Consider the following 15684-nt stretch of genomic DNA (forward strand, 5'->3'; position numbering starts at 1 on the left):
CAGATGAACGGGGACACCTACGACGTGCTGGTGCTCGGCGCCGGTTTCGCAGGGCTGACGGCCGCGCGTGACCTCGCGGCGGACGGCAAGCGGGTGCTGATCGTCGAGGCGCGGGACCGGATCGGCGGACGCGCCTGGTACCGGCCCTTCGCCGACACCGGTTTCTCCATCGAGCTGGGCGGCAACTGGGTCGATCCGGACGGCAACACGGAACTCATGGCGGAGGCCGAGCGCTACGGCGTGGCGCTGTCGCAGAGCCCGCATCCGGAGCACCACGTCTCCCTGCTCGACGGGATCCTCCGCCACGCCGCCTGCCCGATCACCGACGACGACCGGGCCGCACTCGACCAGCTGGTCAAGGAAGTTCTCGTCCAGGTGGAGCGGATCGACCCGGAATTGCCGTTGGACCAGCAGGACGTCGCCGACCTCGACGTGCCACTTCACGACTACCTCGACCGGTTCGGCCTGTCCACGCCGCTCCGCGGGCTCATCGGCGGATGGATCCGGGAGAACACCGGCTGCGCCGAGGCACAGATCTCCGCGCTGCACCTGATGTCGTGGATCCCGAACCTGAACGGCGACGTCCTCGCGCTCGGGCACACCCCGACGCACCGCTTCGCCGCCGGAACGATCGATCTATTGCAACGGATGCTGGACGATTCCGGCGCCGAGCTGCGGCTTTCGTCGCCGGTGGCGGCGGTGACGCAGTCGGCCGACCACGTCGAGGTGCGCACACACAACGGCGAGGTACTTCGTGCGCGTGGCGCGGTGATCGCTCTGCCGCTGAACTGCTTGACCGACATCGCATTCGAGCCCGCGCTGTCCCCGGAGAAGGCCGCGGGTGCGGCGATCGGGCAGTCCGGCGCTGCCAAGAAGTTGTGGGCGCTGGTCACCGATCTGCCGCCGAAGGTGCTCGGGGTCGGCTGCCACGAGGCGCCGATCGACGTCTTCTTCACCGACTACCCGGCCGCCGAGACCGGCCTCGGCGGCGACCTCGTCGTCGGCTTCTCGACGCAGGAACGCCCGCTCGACATCCTGGACCGCGAGGACCTGGAAGCGGCGCTGCGGCGGTACCTCCCGGAGGCGAGTGTCCTGAAGGTCGACGGCCACGACTGGCTCGCCGACCCGTATGCCAAGGGAACATGGTGCGCGGCGCCCGCCGGTCTGCTGTCGAAGTACGCCTCCGCGCTGGAGGCCACCGAGGGCCGTCTCGTCTTCGCCGGGTCCGACATCGCCCACGCGTTCCGCGGATGGATGGAAGGCGCGGTCCGCACCGGCGCCATCGCCGCGACCCGGCTGTCGGCCATCCTCGCCGAGCGCTGAGAAACCCCACTACGAAACCCCACTACGAAAGGAAATTCCCGGTGAGCCTTGCTCGCGACCTCCAGGCGTCCGCTTGGGACGCCGAATGCCGCCACGACCTCGACGGCCTGCTGAGCCACTTCCTCCCCGACGCCACGTTCCACGCGTCCGGCCAGCCTGCCAATCAGGGCCACGCCGCGATCCGGCGGCTGACCGAGGACTTCTACCGGTCGTTCCCCGAACTCGAGGTCGACATCCTGGGCGAATGGGGCGACGGTGACACGAGGGCGGTCATCGAGTTCCGCGCGCGCCTGAAGGATCCGCAGGGCAACCGTTTTGCGTTGCAGGGCGTGAATGTCGTCGAGATCGAGGACGGGAAGTTCAAGACGGTGCGCTCCTACGAGGAAGCGCCGATGCCCGACTGAGGCCGGTGCCGAACCCAGGGTGGCGTCCGTTTCCGGACGCCACCCTCTCTGTCGTTGCTACTGGTCGCGCGCCGTGGTCCAGATCGTGTAGACCTTGCGCACCGTCTCGCGGATGTCCCAGGTCCCGCGCCAGCCGTCCGGGGCGACCAGTACGACGCCCGGGCCGATGTCGTGGACCTGGCCGTCGTCGGTGGTGATCGTGCCTGCCCCGGCGAGGAAGTACATCAGCTCCGTATCGCCGTTGCGGGCGGAGGCGAATCTCCCCGGAGTGCACTCCCATACGCCGCTGCGCCCGCCGGAATCCTTGTGCAGCACGCGAAACGCCTCGACCGGGGCCCCGGCGAGTGCCGGGGTCCGCGGGCCGAGGACGGTCAGCTCCAGAGTCTCGGGGTGGGCGTCGGAGACGATCTCGGTCATGCGGTGGCCACCGCGCGGGCGCCCAGCTTGGCGATCCGCGGGCCGACCTCGCGGCCGAGGAGCTCGAGGTGCCGCCGGTAGGGCTCGGGGTCGCGGCTGAAGTCGAAGGTGAACGACAGGATCGCGCCGATGCCACCGAGATCCTCGTCGAACTGCGCGATCTTCTCGACGACCGTGTCGGGCGAACCGACGAGGAAGAAGTGATCGACCATCCACTCCAGCGTCAGCTCGTCGATGGTCATGCCGGGCTCCAGGAGCAGCTCGCCGAGCGCGTACGGCTTGCCGCCGCGGTCGCGGACGACGCGGAACGTCGGCAGCACGAGCTCGTCCCAGGTCCGCCCGGCCGGGCCCTCGAGGAACAACCGGCGGGCCTCCTCGTCGGTGTCGGCGACGAAGACGTCACGCATGACGCGCCAGTTCGCCCGGTCGGGGGTGTGGCCGGCCCCGACCGCAGCCTCGGAGTAGGTCTCCCACTGCTGACGCAGCGCCGCCACGGCGACCTGCTGGCTCATCGGCGAGAAACCGCGCCGGGCGGCGTCGGCGAACGTGGGCGAGGTGGGCTGGACACCGGTCATCACGACCTCGGGCCGGGGCCGCTGGAACGGCTTGAGGTGCGGCCCGTTCCACTGGTCGGAGTGCGCGGGCATGTCCACGGTCCAGAACTCGCCCTCGATGCGGAACGGTCCCGGCCGGGTCCAGACGGCCTCGATGATGTCGATGGCCTCGTCCATCATCTTCGCGTTGTCCTGCCCGGTGCCGAAGAGCTGGCCGTCGGTCGGGAACGAGCCGGGGGCGAAGCCCGCGATGTAACGCCCGCCCGTCATGTGGTCGAGGTACATCAGCCGGTCGGCGAGGGCGACCGGGTGGTGGTAGGGCAGCAGGTGGGCCGCGGCGCCGAGCCGGATCCGCCGGGTCTCGCGGGAGGCCGCGGCGATCATCAGGTCGGGAGCGGGGCTCGGTTCGTGCCCGATCGTGTGGTGCTCGGCGAAGAAGAGCTCGTCGAGGCCGTATTCGTCGGCCCATCGCGCGACCTGGAGGTCCCACTCGATCACCTCCTGCAGCGAGCGCCGTCCGGCGACGTATTCCTGGGCATACGGTGGGCTGAAGAGTCCGAGATCCATGGCTTCGTTCGATTCCTTTGAATGATCCGGCGATTCCTCCCCCAAGGTCGGGCAGAGCGCGTCTCCCGGCAATTGCCGCCGGGCTCAAACAACCGGCCTCGGGTTGTCGATGGACACAAGCGCCTGGATTCCGGCTCAAGCCGCCGTCCCCGGTTCAAATCGGCATACAGTGGCGTGCCGCCGGGCGGGCCGGAATGCTCTCCGCCATGGTTAGCAGGCTGGAAGGCAAGGTCGCGCTGGTCACCGGCGCCGCACAGGGACAGGGAGCGGCTCACGCGGATCTGCTCGCTCGGCAAGGCGCCCGCGTGATCGCGACGGACGTACTCGACGAGCAGGGGGAGGCGCTGGCCGAGCAGCTCGACGCCGAGGGGCTGCAAGTCGTCTACCGGCACCTCGACGTCGCGTCCGAAAAGGACTGGGCCGAGGTCGTCGCGGGCGTCGACCCGGCATGGGGACCGATCACCGTGCTGGTCAACAACGCGGGGGTCAGCTCCCCGGCGGCTGTCGGCGACGTGGGGATCGACGAGTGGAACCGGGTCGTCGCGATCAACCAGACCGGGATTCTGCTCGGCATCCAGGCCGTCCTGCCGGGGATGACGGCCCAGCGGACCGGGTCCATCATCAACGTCGCCTCGTCCTGGGCCCATCGGGGCGGGACGGAAAACGGGTTCATCGCCTACGTTTCGACGAAGGCCGCGGTACTGGGCATCACCCGGAACGCCGCGATGAACCTCGGCCGGCACGGGATCCGCGTGAACTCGGTGTCGCCGGGTTACGTGCGGACGCCCCAGGTCGAGTACGCGGAGAAGACCGAGCCCGACCGGGTGGCCCGTGATGTGGCGAAGATCCCGATGCGCCGCATGGCGCGGCCCGCGGAGATCGCCAAGACCGTCGCGTTCCTCGCGTCGGACGAGTCGTCGTACACGACCGGCGTCGACCTGCTCGTCGACGGCGGCATCAACCTGACCTGAACCCACGCCCGGCGCGGCGAACGACGATGGAGTGGTGCGCATGTCTGCCGGTTGCCCACGGAGGCCGGTCGGTTTCATCGCCGACGACATCACCGGTGCCACGGACCTGGCGAGCGCGCTGTCGGCTCGCGGGCTCGACACCCGGCTCGCGTTCGGCAGCGCCGCGGTGCCGGACGACGGCGGGGATGCGATTGTCGTCGCCCTCAAGGTCCGCAGCGTGCCCGCGGCCGAGGCGCGCGCGGCGGTAGGCGAGGCGGCCGAGGCATTGCTCGCCGTCGGCGTCGAGCAGTTTTTCTCCAAGTACTGCAGCACCTTCGACTCGACGCCCGACGGCAACATCGGGCCGATCGCCGACGCGCTCGCTGACGTCACGGGCGCTCCCCGTGTCGTGCATTGCCCGGCGTACCCGGCGAACGGCCGGACTGTCTACTTTGGTCACCTGTTCGTCGGCGACGTGCTGCTCAGCGAGTCCCCGATGCGGGACCACCCCCTCAATCCGATGCGCGATTCCCGGCTGCCGCGCGTGCTCGCCGAGCAGACGCCGCGCCCGGTGGGTGCGGCGCGCATCGAGGAGATCAGCGGGGGAGTTGCGGGTGTCCATCACGTGATCGCGGACGCCGTCCGGGACTCGGACCTCGAGGCGCTGGCGAAGGCCACGGCGGGCGATCGGCTGGCCGCGGGCAGTGCGGCTTACGGTGCTGCTTTCGCCGCGGCCGCCCAGCCTGGGCCTCGACCACCGGCCCAGCGCCCGTTGCCCCCGCCCGGACCGGCCGCCATTCTCGCCGGAAGCCTTTCGCGCGCGACTCGTGAGCAGGTCCGCGCGTTCGACGGACCGACGCTGACCCTGGAGGTCGACGACCTCCTGGACGGGGACACTGCCGTACACCGCTCGCTCGAATTCGCTGGTCGGCTGTCGTCGGACCCGGTGCTGATCGCCACCGGCGCTGCTTCGACTTCGGCGGAGGTTTCGCACCGGATCGAGAGGACCATGGGCCGCATCGGGTCCGGGCTCCGCGAGCTCGGTGTCCGGCGGCTGATCGTCGCCGGGGGCGAAACGTCCGGCGCGGTGGCCGACGCCCTTGCCCTGCGGTCGGCGCGGATCGGCCCGGACATCAGCGTCGGGGTCCCGTGGATCGTCGCCGACGACGGTGACCTGGCGCTTGCCTTCAAGTCGGGCAACTTCGGTGGGCCGTCGTTCTTCCGTGATGCGCTGGAGGTGGCGGGATGAGTTTCGGCGATGCCGTCCGGGCGCAGCTGGTCCAGCTCGGCGCCGCGCTGTACGACCGCGGCTTGACCCCGGGCCGGACGGGGAACCTCAGTGTCCGGACGGAGGACGAAATCATGATCACGCCGACGAACACCTGCCTCGGCCGCCTGGACCCGGACCGGCTGGCCGTGACCACTGTGGACGGCAATCATGTCGGGGGTGATCCGCCGTCGAAGGAACTCGTGCTGCACCAAGCGCTTTACCGCCGCCACCCCACCTGCACCGCAGTGGCACACGTGCATTCGACCTCCGCAGTTGCCGTGTCGTGCCTGCCGGGCCTCAGTTCCGATGACGCGCTGCCGCCGATCACGCCGTACTACGTCATGCGCGTCGGCCGGCTACCCCTGGTCGAGTACGCGCCGCCGGGCAGCGCCGAACTGTCGGAGGAGGTCTCGCGGGCGGCAGAACGGTCGCGCTCAGTGCTGATGCGCAACCACGGCTCGCTCGCCACCGCGCCGTCGCTCGAGAGTGCGGTCGATGCGGTGGAGGAGATCGAGGAGACCGCGCGGCTGTACTTGCTCTTGGATGGCCGCTCGCCCGGGTACCTGGGGGAGGAGGCCGTGGCGGAGGTGCGCCGCCGCTTTCCCTGACCCTGCTGTAGTGCTGTTCGCCCGTCGAGAAGTTGGAGTACAACGATGTCCTCTCCCGATCTTTCCACCAGAGCCACGCAAAGCGAACCTCGGCTGGGCGGCAGGATGGGCGTGATCAGCCTGGTCTTCACCGTGATGGCCTTCAGCGCGCCGGCCGTCGCTTTCCTGGGCTTCATCCCTGTCGCTGTCGCGCTGGGCAACGGCGTCGGCACCCCGGTCGCCTTCCTCACCGGCGGGATCGTGGTGGCCCTCGTGGCCGTCGGTCTCACCACCATGGCCCGCCGGCTCCCGAACCCGGGCGGCTTCTACGCCTTCATCAGCGCCGGCCTGGGTAAAATCGTCGGCCTTGGCGCCGGTTTCGCCGCAATCATCATCTATTACGTCGCCTGCATCAGCACGTACGCATTGGGTGGTATCGCCGCGAGGTCGATCATCACCGGCATCTTCCACGGCCCTTCAATCCCGTGGTGGGTGTTCGCCGTCGCCCTGTGGGCGATCGTCGCCGTGCTGGGCTACCTGAAGATCGATTTCTCCGCCCGGGTACTCACGGTGTTCTTGGGCCTGGAACTCCTGCTGATGATCGCGTACGACGTTTCCGTGCTTGTCCGCGGCGGCGCCGACGGCCTTTCCTTGGATTCCTTCCACCCCTCGAATATCTTGTCGGGCTCGGTAGCCATCGCCTTCATGTTCGGCGTCGGCCTATACGGCGGCTTCGAAGCAACAGTCATCTTCCGGGACGAGGTCCGCAACCCCACCCGAACCATTCCCCGCGCGACGTACACCGTCGTAGCATTGCTGGCTCTCATGTACGCCACAACTGCGTGGCTGTTCATCAACTCTTACGGCCCAGTCGCGGTCATGACTGCAGTAACCGCGGATCCGACTGCCGCAGCCGCCAGCAGCATACAGCAATACACCGGCCAATTCGCCTACACCGCGTCCACAGTTCTCCTGCTGACGAGCGCATTCGCCTCGACGCTGGCCGCGCATTCCATTGCCACGCGCTACGCTTTCAACCTCAGCGCCGACAAGATCCTGCACCACTCCCTCAGCCGGGTGCACAACACACATCTCTCCCCGCACCGCGCCTCGCTGGCCATGAGCGGTGCTACCCTGGTCGGCCTGGTGCTGGTGGTACTGGCCCAGGTCCCGGACAGCATTGTTTACGGCCGCCTGTCGGGCATTTACACGTACACCATGCTGTTGCTGCTCGCCTTGGTAGCGCTGGCGATCCTCGTGTATCTGGTCCGGAACCGAAACGCCCCCGGAGCAATCGCCAAGCCGGTCGTGGCTTGCGGCGTGGTTTTCGTGATCCTGTGTGTCGCGTTGTACCTGGCGACAGCGAACTTCGAAGTGATCACGGGCGCGACCGGGATTCTTTCGGTGATTCTGCTGCTGCTGATCTACGGGATCGTCGCCACCGGAATGGTGATGGCGTCGATCTACCGGCGAAAGCGGCCGGAGGTGTACGCCCGGATCGGCCGGGATGATCTTGTCCCCTCGGAGGGATGACTGGTGCTGTGGAGCTCGTTGCTTGACGGGTTCCACCGGTAGTATTTGCCGAGGGATCGGTGGCTTGTGCAGCGCCCCCGCCACCGGGCAACACGAGTTCACTTTCCGGCGGAACCGATCCCGCTGTTCAGCCGGGTGAACAGGATGTGTGAGCAGTTCAGTTCGAGTCCCGGCCAGGCTTCACGGGAGTGGCGTGTACGCCACTCCCGTTTTTCTTGCTCCCGCGGTAAGCGGATGGCGGCAGACCACTCACGGACGTGACGCCCTCTTCTGATCTTCTCCGAGCCCTGCCCGCCCGGCGAGACGCTCTCTGTCCGGTGGCTTTCGGGGTAGCCGCTGGGCCAGGTACATGGTGGCCGGACGTGCCCGGCCCGGCAACGTGCCGCCCCAGCGGGCGCCAAAAAGCCACGTCCACCTGCGTGGACGTGGCCGATCCGGTCGGGCTGACAGGATTTGAACCTGCGACCCCTTGACCCCCAGTCAAGTGCGCTACCAAACTGCGCCACAGCCCGGACCCGGCACTCCCCGGGGAAGCCCCCGTGGAGTGCGATGTCAGTACTCTAGCGGGTCCCCCGATCCGCCCCGCAACGAGGGGCCCCTTACCTCCTGACCTGGGTAAACCCTGCGCCGTGAACTCAAACCCGGCAGAGTGCGGAGAACAGGGTGGACAGGGGCACACCGGAAAAGACCAGGGGGGCCGATGGAGGACGACGCCGGCGTGATCGGGCGGTCGGTGGGGGAGCCGGAGGTGTTCGCGGTGATCTTCGACCGGCATGCGCGTCTCCTGCACCGCTACCTTGCCCGGCGGCTCGGGCGGGATCTTGCCGATGACGCGCTGGCCGAGACGTTTCTCGCGGCCTTTCGAAGGCGGGATCGGTACGACCTGGCCCGCCCGGACGCCCGGCCGTGGCTCTACGGCATCGCGACCAACGTCGTCGCCGGGTGTCGGCGGGGGGAGGTTCGTGAGTACCGGCTGTTGCGGGCGGTCGGGCCGCAGGCGGCGGCGGAGGCGCACGACGAGCACGTCGCCGCGCGGGTTTCGGCTCAGGCTCGCGGGCCGGAGCTCGGGGCGGCGCTCGCGGCGCTTGCCGAGGGGGATCGGGACGTCGTGCTGCTGACTGCCACCGAAGGGCTGTCGTACGAGGAAGTCGCCGAGGCGCTGGACATTCCGGTCGGCACTGTCCGTTCCCGGCTGAATCGCGCCCGCCGCAAGTTGCGGGCTGCGCTCGGCTCTGATTCCGAGGAGGTTTCCGTTCATGGATGAGTTGCAGATGCTCCGCGCGCGGACTGCGCACGTGCCGCTTCCGTCGCTCGACGACCTGGCGCCGGTGCGGGAGAAGCTGCTGGTCGCGGCGCGGGAGGAACAGGGGATGGCCGCCCGGACCACCACCGCAACCCGAGCCGAAGCAACACGAACGACAGCAGCCCAAACGACAGCAGCCCAAACGACAGCAGCCCAAACGACAGCAGCCCAAACGACAGCAACCCAAACGACAGCAAACCAAACAGGACCCAACACGGCGAAGCGAAGCACAAAGGCGCGGATCGCCGCCACAGCAGGGATCGCCGCCGCCGTCGCCGCGGCTGTCACGATCGCCCCCCTCGGCGGCCCCCAACCCGCCGCCGCCGACCCCGTCCGGGTGCTGCACGACGCGGCCGCTGCGGCTCTCCGTGGGCCGGACCACCCGCCGAGGCCGGATCAGTTCCTCTACGTCAAAACGCAAACCCCGGACGGCACAAAGGAGGAGTGGCGGTCGGCGGACGGGGAGCACGACGGGTACGTCCGGCAGGACGGCAAGGGGATGCCGGTGCCCGGATGCGTCGATGGGAAGTACCACCGCGCCGGCGAGAAACTGCCCGAAACCAAGCCCTGCCGGAAATCGCCCGCATACCGGACCGACCTCCCCGACACCACCGGCGCCATGTACGAGTACCTGGGCGCCGGAGCGATGGCGGACGTCGACCGGATCGTCGGGGAAACCTACGTCCGGCCGCAGACCAGGGCGGCGGTCTTCGACGCGGTGGCCAGGGTACCGGGGTTGCAGGCCGTCGAGAACACGACGGACGCGGCAGGGCGGCCAGGGGTCGGCGTGCGCTGGGAAGGGGCGACGCTGGTATTCGACCCGATGTCCCACGCCTACCTCGGCACAAACGAAGCAGCCGTGGTCGGTTACGGGATCGTCGACCGGCCCGGTCAACTCCCCGCATGAACGTCAGCGGCCGGTGAACGCAGCCTTCCCAGGCCCGTCAGCCAAGAAGGACCGAACCCCGCGACGCAGATCCTCCGTCTCGTACAACCGAGCTGCGATGCCGGTGACGGCAGCGTCCGCCGCCGCGACCCCACCGCGGGAGAAATGCGCCAGTACCTGCTTCGTCGCGGCGTGGGCCCGGGTCGGCCCGGAGGCGAGGTCGGCGGCGAATTCCCGGGCGGCGGCGGCGAAACCGTCGTCCGGGAGGACGTGGTTGACGACGTTCCACCGCTCGAGCGCGGCAGCGTCGTACAGGGCGCCGGAAAACACGAACTCCTTGGCGCGCGCAACGCCCGCCCGTGCGGCCAACCGCTGCGTACCGCCCATGGTCGGCGTCAGCCCGACCACCTTCTCCACCAAGCCGAACTTCGCCGCCGACGCGGCCAGCAGGAGATCGCAGGCCAGGGCCAGCTCGAACGCCCACGTGAGGCACAGGCCGTGCGCGGCGAAAACGGTCGGAAACGGCAGCGCGGCAAGGCGTTCCGACACCGCGAGCATCGAATCGAACAGCACCCGGGCCTCGGCCGCCGAATCCTGCGCTTCGAACAACGCGACATCCACCCCGCCGCTCATCACCCGCCCCGAGGCGCGGATCAGCAACGCCCGCGCGGGTTCCGCTTCGAGCGAGCCGAGAGCGTCGAGCAGGGTTTCCTGCAGGGCCAAGGTGTACAGGTTCAGCGGCGGCTCGTCGATGGTGAGCACGGCGAGGCCGCCGTCGCGTTCCAACCGCGTCACGCGCGGTCCTCCGCGGCAGTGAGCTCGTCCCAGTACGCCTGCGCAGCCGGTCGCCACTCGACATGTTTGCGGTGGAACAGTTCCGCCGCCTTCGCGCCGCTCCATCCGGCGGGCAGCAGCTCGCCGGGCAGCTGCGGGTCGAGGAACGGGAACCGCCGCCATTCGTGCACCAGTTCGGTCTGCGCGCGCAGCACCGCCTGCCCGCCTGAAGGCGCCAGACCGGTGAACCGGTCGATGAAGTCCTCGTACCGGTCGGTGAGCTCGGACAGGTCCCACGACCGCTCGACCATGCCCTCCTGGTCACCGATTTCGCCGTACGCCGAGGTGAACGACATCGCTTGTGCGTCGAGGCCGAGCTCGGCGACGATCTGCTGGGCTTCCAGCTCGCGGCTCGGGTCCGGGCTCACCCACACGCCGGCGACCGGCGAACCGAACCCGGCCCAGGTGAGCCGCGTGCGCAGCCGGTGCCGCAGGTCGCGCTTCGCTTCCGGGACCGACACGATCAGCATCAGCCAGCGGCCTTCCCACCCGCGTGCGTCGCGGCCGAACGCGTAGATCCGCTCGGCACCTTCGGTGAGCAGCCGCCGCCCCGGTGGGGTGAGCGACCAGCGGACCCGGCGGCCGACGCGTTCGGACACCAGCCAGCCCTCCGCCGACGACCGCGCCAGCGCCTGCCGGGCCGACTTCTCCTCGATCTCGAGCATGCCGAGCGATTCGACGAGCAGGGACGTCCACACCGGATGGTCGCGGGGCAGGACGTACTCGCCCAGCACGGTCATGAGCAGCGACCGCGCGCTCGCGTGGCTGACCTCCCGGCGCCTGCTGACGGTGGGCCGGGGCGCGCGGGGCTCCCGCGGTTTCGCCCGGTGGCCGAGGGCGACCGGGGCGGGTTCCGCCATTGCTTTCACCTCCATTGGACCCGGCAACCCGCCCAGGGTACCCACTCCCCGTGACCGTCACGACACACGGCACGCGGGCAAAAGCGCGCCCCGTACACTCGGGCCCGACATGAGCGCCACACTCGTCGCGAAGGACCTGGCCGCAGGCCACGGTGACCGCGTCCTCTTCTCCGGTCTCGATCTCGTCGTCGCACCTGGCGAGGTGCTCGGCCTGGTCGGCGTCAACGGCGCCGGCAAGTCCACCCTGCTGCGCACGCTGGCCGGGCTCACCCGCCCGGAGTCCGGCGAGGTCCGGCTGAACCCGCCCACGGCCACGGTCGGGCACCTCCCGCAGGAGCCCGAGCGCCGTCCGGGTGAGTCGGTCCGCGCGTTCCTCGCTCGGCGCACCGGCGTCGCGACTGCCCAGACCGTGCTCGACGCCGCCACCGAAGCCCTGTCCGCAGGTGCCGATGGCGCCGACGATGCTTACGCCACCGCCCTCGACCGCTGGCTCGCGCTCGGCGGCGCCGACCTCGACGACCGCTCCGGCGAGGTCGCCGCGGACCTCGGCCTTGCCGTCGACCTCGACCAGCCGATGGCCTCGCTCTCCGGCGGGCAGGCCGCGCGCGCCGGGCTGGCGTCGCTGCTGCTGAGCCGGTACGACATCTTCCTGCTCGACGAGCCCACCAACGACCTCGACCTCGACGGGCTCGCCCGGCTCGAGCGGTTCGTCACCGGCCTGCGCGCGGGAACCGTGCTGGTGAGCCACGATCGCGAGTTCCTCGCCCGCACCGTCGACCGCGTGGTGGAGCTGGATCTGGCCCAGGGCCAGGTCCGAACCTACGGCGGCGGGTACGAGTCCTATTTGGACGAACGAGCAGTCGCGCGGCGGCACGCACGGGAGGAGTACGAGGAATACGCGAACACCCGCTCGTCGCTGGAAGCCCGCGCGGGGATGCAGCGCGCGTGGATGGAAAAGGGCGTCAAGAACGCGCGCCGCAAAGCCACCGACAACGACAAGGCGGGACGCAAGTTCCGCAGTGAGTCGACCGAAAAACAGGCCGCGAAGGCTCGCCAGACCGAGCGGTTGATCGAGCGGCTGGACGTGGTCGAGGAACCGCGCAAGGAGTGGGAGCTGCGGATGGAGATCGCCGCCGCTCCGCGCGCGGGTGCGGTGGTCGCGACGTTGCGGGGAGCGGTCGTGCGCCGCGGCGAGTTCACGCTCGGACCGGTGGATCTGCAGGTCGACTGGGCGGACAAGGTGGCGATCACCGGCGCCAACGGCGCGGGCAAGTCCACGCTGCTGGCCGCGCTGCTCGGCCGGTTGCCGCTCGACGAGGGCAACGCGGCGCTGGGTCCGGGAGTCGTCGTCGGTGAGGTCGACCAGGCTCGACGGCTGTTCCTCGGCGACGCGCCGCTCGCCGACGCGTTCGCCCGCGAGGTCCCGTCGCTGCAGGACGCGGAGGTCCGTACGCTGCTGGCGAAGTTCGGCCTGAAGGCAGCGCACGTGCTGCGCCCGGCCGAGACGCTGTCGCCCGGCGAACGCACCCGCGCGGCGCTGGCGTTGCTGCAGGCCCGCGGGGTGAACCTGCTCGTGCTCGACGAGCCGACCAACCACCTCGACCTGGCCGCCATCGAGCAGCTGGAGTCCGCTTTGGACAGTTACCCGGGCACGTTGCTGCTGGTCACCCACGACCGCCGGATGCTGGACGCGGTCTCGGTGACCCGCCACCTCGAGGTGGACGGCGGCAAGGTCACCGAGCACTGACCCGGGTCAGCGCCGGTCGGTGAGATAGCCGCCCATCGTCGTGAAGTAGTCCGCCGCCGCGAGTTCCGTGCCGTCCGCGGTCCGGACCCGCTCCACCAGCAGGCCCGGCGACTGGCCCCGGCGCGCCGCAGGTCCGGCCACGATCACCACGCCGTCGCCTTCGCGGATGAAGATCCGGCCCGGCGTGCCGCCGTAGTGCCCGGCCGACACCGACGCGCGCACGATCCGCAGCTGCGCACCCCGGTGGTAGGCGAACGCGTTCGGGTACGGGTCGGACTGCGCGCGGACCAGGCGCTCGATGTCCTCGGCCGGCCAGGTCCAGTCGATGAGACTGTCGCGCGGCGCACGTTTGTGGAAGAAGCTCGCCTTCGTCCGGTCCTGGGGGATCGGGACGACGTTGCCCGTTTCGATCAGCCGGATGGCCTCGGTGGTGAGCGGTGCGATGAGGTCGACGGTGCGGTGGAACAGGTCGGTCGCGGTGTCCTTCGGGCCGACCGGGACCGCGCGCTGGGCGACGATGTCCCCGGCGTCGAGTTCGGCGTTCATCAGGTGCGCGGTGACGCCGACCTCGGGCTCGCCGTTGATCAGTGCCCAGATGATGGGAGAAAAACCGGCATACGCGGGTAACAACGAATCGTGCACATTGAGCGTGCCGTGCCGGGGGAGGGCGAAAATCTCCGGCGGCAGCCAGGTGCGCCAGTTGTTCGCGACGATCAGGTCCAGCTCGGCCGCCTTCAGCTCGGCGAGCAGTTCGGCGTCGTCCGGGCGAGTACGCAGGAGCGCACGAATGCCGTGGTCACGGGCCAGATCGGCGACCGAATCGCCCCAGATCCGCTCGTACGCGTGGTCGCTCGGCGGGTGCGTCACGACCAGCCGGACGTCGTGTCCCGCGTCGATGAGGGCCTTCAGGGTGCGGTGACCCCAGGTCTGGTAGCCGAACAGGGCCACGCGCATCGGAAGTGCACCTTTCGTGGTCGGGACGAACATCACCCACACGGTACTAGTTGAGCCTGGCCTAAGTTAGGTTAGGGTTTCCTGAGTGCAAGCGGTCGGTAATCGCGATGCGGCAGTGCCGCGCTAGGGGACTTTCATGTCACGAGCAGGGGCCGGGAACCGAGTACCGGTGTACGACGTGGTCGGGGTCGGGTTCGGGCCGTCCAACCTCGCACTCGCGATCGCCCTCGCCGAGCACAACACCGGCAGGGCGGCGCCCGTCACCGCGCACTTCCTGGAGCGCCAGCCGCGGTTCGGCTGGCACCGCGGGATGCTGATCGACACCGCGACCATGCAGGTGTCGTTCCTGAAGGACCTGGTGACCATGCGGAACCCGGCGAGCGGGTTCAGCTTCCTCAGCTACCTGCACGAACAGGGCAGGCTGGTCGATTTCATCAACCACAAGAACCTGTTCCCGCTGCGCGTGGAGTTCCACGACTACTTCGAGTGGGCCGCGGCGAAGGTCGACGACCTGGTGTCCTACGGCAGCGAGGTCGTCTCGGTGGAGCCGGTGCTCGACGGGGACGAGGTGGCGTACTTCGACGTGCGCGCGGAGCTCGGCGGCGAGCTCACCGAGCTGCGGGCGCGGAATCTCGTGCTGGGCACCGGATTGCGCGCGAAACTGCCGGACGGTGTCGTGCCGGGCGAGCGGATCTGGCACAACAGCGAGCTGCTGCACCGGGTCGAGGGGCTGCGGGATTCGGACGCGCGGCGGTTCGTGGTGGTCGGCGCGGGGCAGAGCGCGGCCGAGGTCGCCGCCTTGCTGCACGACGAGTTCCCGCGCGCCGAGGTCTGCGCCGTTTTCGCGCGCTACGGCTACAGCCCGGCCGACGACAGCGCGTTCGCCAACCGCATTTTCGACCCGGAAGCGGTCGATTCGTTCTATGCGGCGAGCGAGCCGGTGAAGGACCGGCTGATGCGGTACCACGGCGCGACCAACTACTCCGCCGTCGACCTCGACCTCATCGACGAGCTGTACCGCAGGCGCTACCGGGAGAAGGTGCTCGGCGAGGAGCGGTTGCGGCTGTTCAACGTCTCGCGGCCGGTCGAGATCGCCGACCTTGGCACGCACGTGCGCACCACCGTCGAATCGCTGGCGACCGGGGAGCGGGCGGTGCTGGACGCCGACGCGGTGATCTACGCGACCGGGTACCTGCCGGCGGACCCGACGCCGCTGCTCGGGGACCTGGCCGCCCGCTGTCACCGCGACGATGAGGGCCGGCTGCGCGTCGAGCGGGACTACCGGATCACCACCGACCCGGCGGTGCGCGGTGGTCTGTACCTGCAAGGCGGCACCGAGCACACCCACGGCATCACGTCCTCGCTGCTTTCCAACACCGCGGTGCGGGTAGGGGAAATTCTGCAGTCCATTGTGGACCGGAAGGCCGCGGCTGCCGACCGGCCGGAGTACGCCGTCTCCGGCACCCGCTGAGTCCACCACCAGCTTTGGAGGATC

15 protein-coding genes and 1 tRNA gene are annotated in these 15684 nt (G+C 69.5%); 10 read left to right on the plus strand and 6 right to left on the minus strand.

The window, feature by feature from the left end:
• Positions 1-3 precede the first annotated feature (3 nt).
• The gene (locus tag OO71_RS01730) at positions 4-1323 is read left to right on the plus strand and encodes a flavin monoamine oxidase family protein (RefSeq protein WP_033287815.1); all 1320 of its coding nucleotides are present in this window, start codon (positions 4-6) and stop codon (positions 1321-1323) included.
• Between the two features lie 41 nt (positions 1324-1364).
• Positions 1365-1727, plus strand: coding sequence for a nuclear transport factor 2 family protein (locus tag OO71_RS01735; protein ID WP_033287816.1), 363 nt, complete (start codon positions 1365-1367; stop codon positions 1725-1727).
• A gap of 57 nt (positions 1728-1784) precedes the next feature.
• On the opposite strand, the gene OO71_RS01740 is transcribed toward OO71_RS01735, so the two are convergent.
• Together OO71_RS01740 and OO71_RS01745 are read right to left on the minus strand one after the other, a co-directional pair.
• Positions 1785-2144 (minus strand): cupin domain-containing protein, encoded by a 360-nt coding sequence (locus OO71_RS01740; protein WP_033287817.1) that lies wholly within the window; start codon positions 2142-2144, stop codon positions 1785-1787.
• Complete coding sequence (locus OO71_RS01745) at positions 2141-3265, minus strand: LLM class flavin-dependent oxidoreductase (protein WP_033287818.1); 1125 nt, start codon at positions 3263-3265, stop codon at positions 2141-2143. Before OO71_RS01745 ends, OO71_RS01740 begins: the two co-directional genes overlap by 4 nt.
• Before the next feature lie 206 nt (positions 3266-3471).
• Here OO71_RS01745 and OO71_RS01750 point away from each other — a divergent pair, with 206 nt between their 5' ends.
• The 4 genes from OO71_RS01750 to OO71_RS01765 are packed head-to-tail and all read left to right on the plus strand — an operon-like array spanning position 3472 to position 7605.
• Positions 3472-4236, plus strand: coding sequence for an SDR family NAD(P)-dependent oxidoreductase (locus tag OO71_RS01750; RefSeq protein WP_033287819.1), 765 nt, complete (start codon positions 3472-3474; stop codon positions 4234-4236).
• A gap of 40 nt (positions 4237-4276) precedes the next feature.
• On the plus strand, positions 4277-5464 hold the full coding sequence (gene otnK / locus OO71_RS01755; RefSeq protein WP_033287820.1) for a 3-oxo-tetronate kinase: 1188 nt from the start codon (positions 4277-4279) through the stop codon (positions 5462-5464).
• Positions 5461-6093: a 3-oxo-tetronate 4-phosphate decarboxylase gene (otnC, locus tag OO71_RS01760; protein ID WP_033287821.1), complete on the plus strand. Its 633-nt coding sequence runs from the start codon at positions 5461-5463 to the stop codon at positions 6091-6093. Before otnK ends, otnC begins: the two co-directional genes overlap by 4 nt.
• A gap of 45 nt (positions 6094-6138) precedes the next feature.
• On the plus strand, positions 6139-7605 hold the full coding sequence (locus OO71_RS01765) for an APC family permease (protein WP_084144649.1): 1467 nt from the start codon (positions 6139-6141) through the stop codon (positions 7603-7605).
• 438 nt (positions 7606-8043) lie between these two features.
• On the opposite strand, the gene OO71_RS01770 is transcribed toward OO71_RS01765, so the two are convergent.
• A tRNA-Pro gene (locus OO71_RS01770) sits at positions 8044-8117 on the minus strand.
• A 188-nt stretch (positions 8118-8305) separates the two neighbouring features.
• On the opposite strand from OO71_RS01770, the gene OO71_RS01775 reads away from it, so the two are divergent.
• Together OO71_RS01775 and OO71_RS01780 are read left to right on the plus strand one after the other, a co-directional pair.
• Positions 8306-8869: an RNA polymerase sigma factor gene (locus OO71_RS01775; RefSeq protein WP_033287822.1), complete on the plus strand. Its 564-nt coding sequence runs from the start codon at positions 8306-8308 to the stop codon at positions 8867-8869.
• Positions 8862-9815, plus strand: coding sequence for a CU044_5270 family protein (locus tag OO71_RS01780; RefSeq protein ID WP_051790919.1), 954 nt, complete (start codon positions 8862-8864; stop codon positions 9813-9815). Before OO71_RS01775 ends, OO71_RS01780 begins: the two co-directional genes overlap by 8 nt.
• Before the next feature lie 3 nt (positions 9816-9818).
• Here the strand turns inward: OO71_RS01780 and OO71_RS01785 are convergent, their stop codons facing one another.
• Together OO71_RS01785 and OO71_RS01790 are read right to left on the minus strand one after the other, a co-directional pair.
• Positions 9819-10589, minus strand: coding sequence for an enoyl-CoA hydratase/isomerase family protein (locus OO71_RS01785; RefSeq protein ID WP_033287823.1), 771 nt, complete (start codon positions 10587-10589; stop codon positions 9819-9821).
• Positions 10586-11488, minus strand: coding sequence for a PaaX family transcriptional regulator (locus tag OO71_RS01790; RefSeq protein ID WP_084144660.1), 903 nt, complete (start codon positions 11486-11488; stop codon positions 10586-10588). Before OO71_RS01790 ends, OO71_RS01785 begins: the two co-directional genes overlap by 4 nt.
• 109 nt (positions 11489-11597) lie before the next feature.
• On the opposite strand from OO71_RS01790, the gene OO71_RS01795 reads away from it, so the two are divergent.
• Positions 11598-13235: an ABC-F family ATP-binding cassette domain-containing protein gene (locus OO71_RS01795; protein WP_033287824.1), complete on the plus strand. Its 1638-nt coding sequence runs from the start codon at positions 11598-11600 to the stop codon at positions 13233-13235.
• A gap of 6 nt (positions 13236-13241) precedes the next feature.
• On the opposite strand, the gene OO71_RS01800 is transcribed toward OO71_RS01795, so the two are convergent.
• A complete protein-coding gene (locus OO71_RS01800; protein WP_033288022.1) occupies positions 13242-14189 on the minus strand; it encodes a methionyl-tRNA formyltransferase in 948 nt (315 codons plus the stop codon).
• Between the two features lie 136 nt (positions 14190-14325).
• On the opposite strand from OO71_RS01800, the gene OO71_RS01805 reads away from it, so the two are divergent.
• A complete protein-coding gene (locus OO71_RS01805; RefSeq protein WP_033287825.1) occupies positions 14326-15660 on the plus strand; it encodes a lysine N(6)-hydroxylase/L-ornithine N(5)-oxygenase family protein in 1335 nt (444 codons plus the stop codon).
• Positions 15661-15684 lie beyond the last annotated feature (24 nt).

The sequence above is a fragment of the Amycolatopsis jejuensis genome, assembly GCF_000717335.1.
GTDB lineage: Bacteria > Actinomycetota > Actinomycetes > Mycobacteriales > Pseudonocardiaceae > Amycolatopsis > Amycolatopsis jejuensis.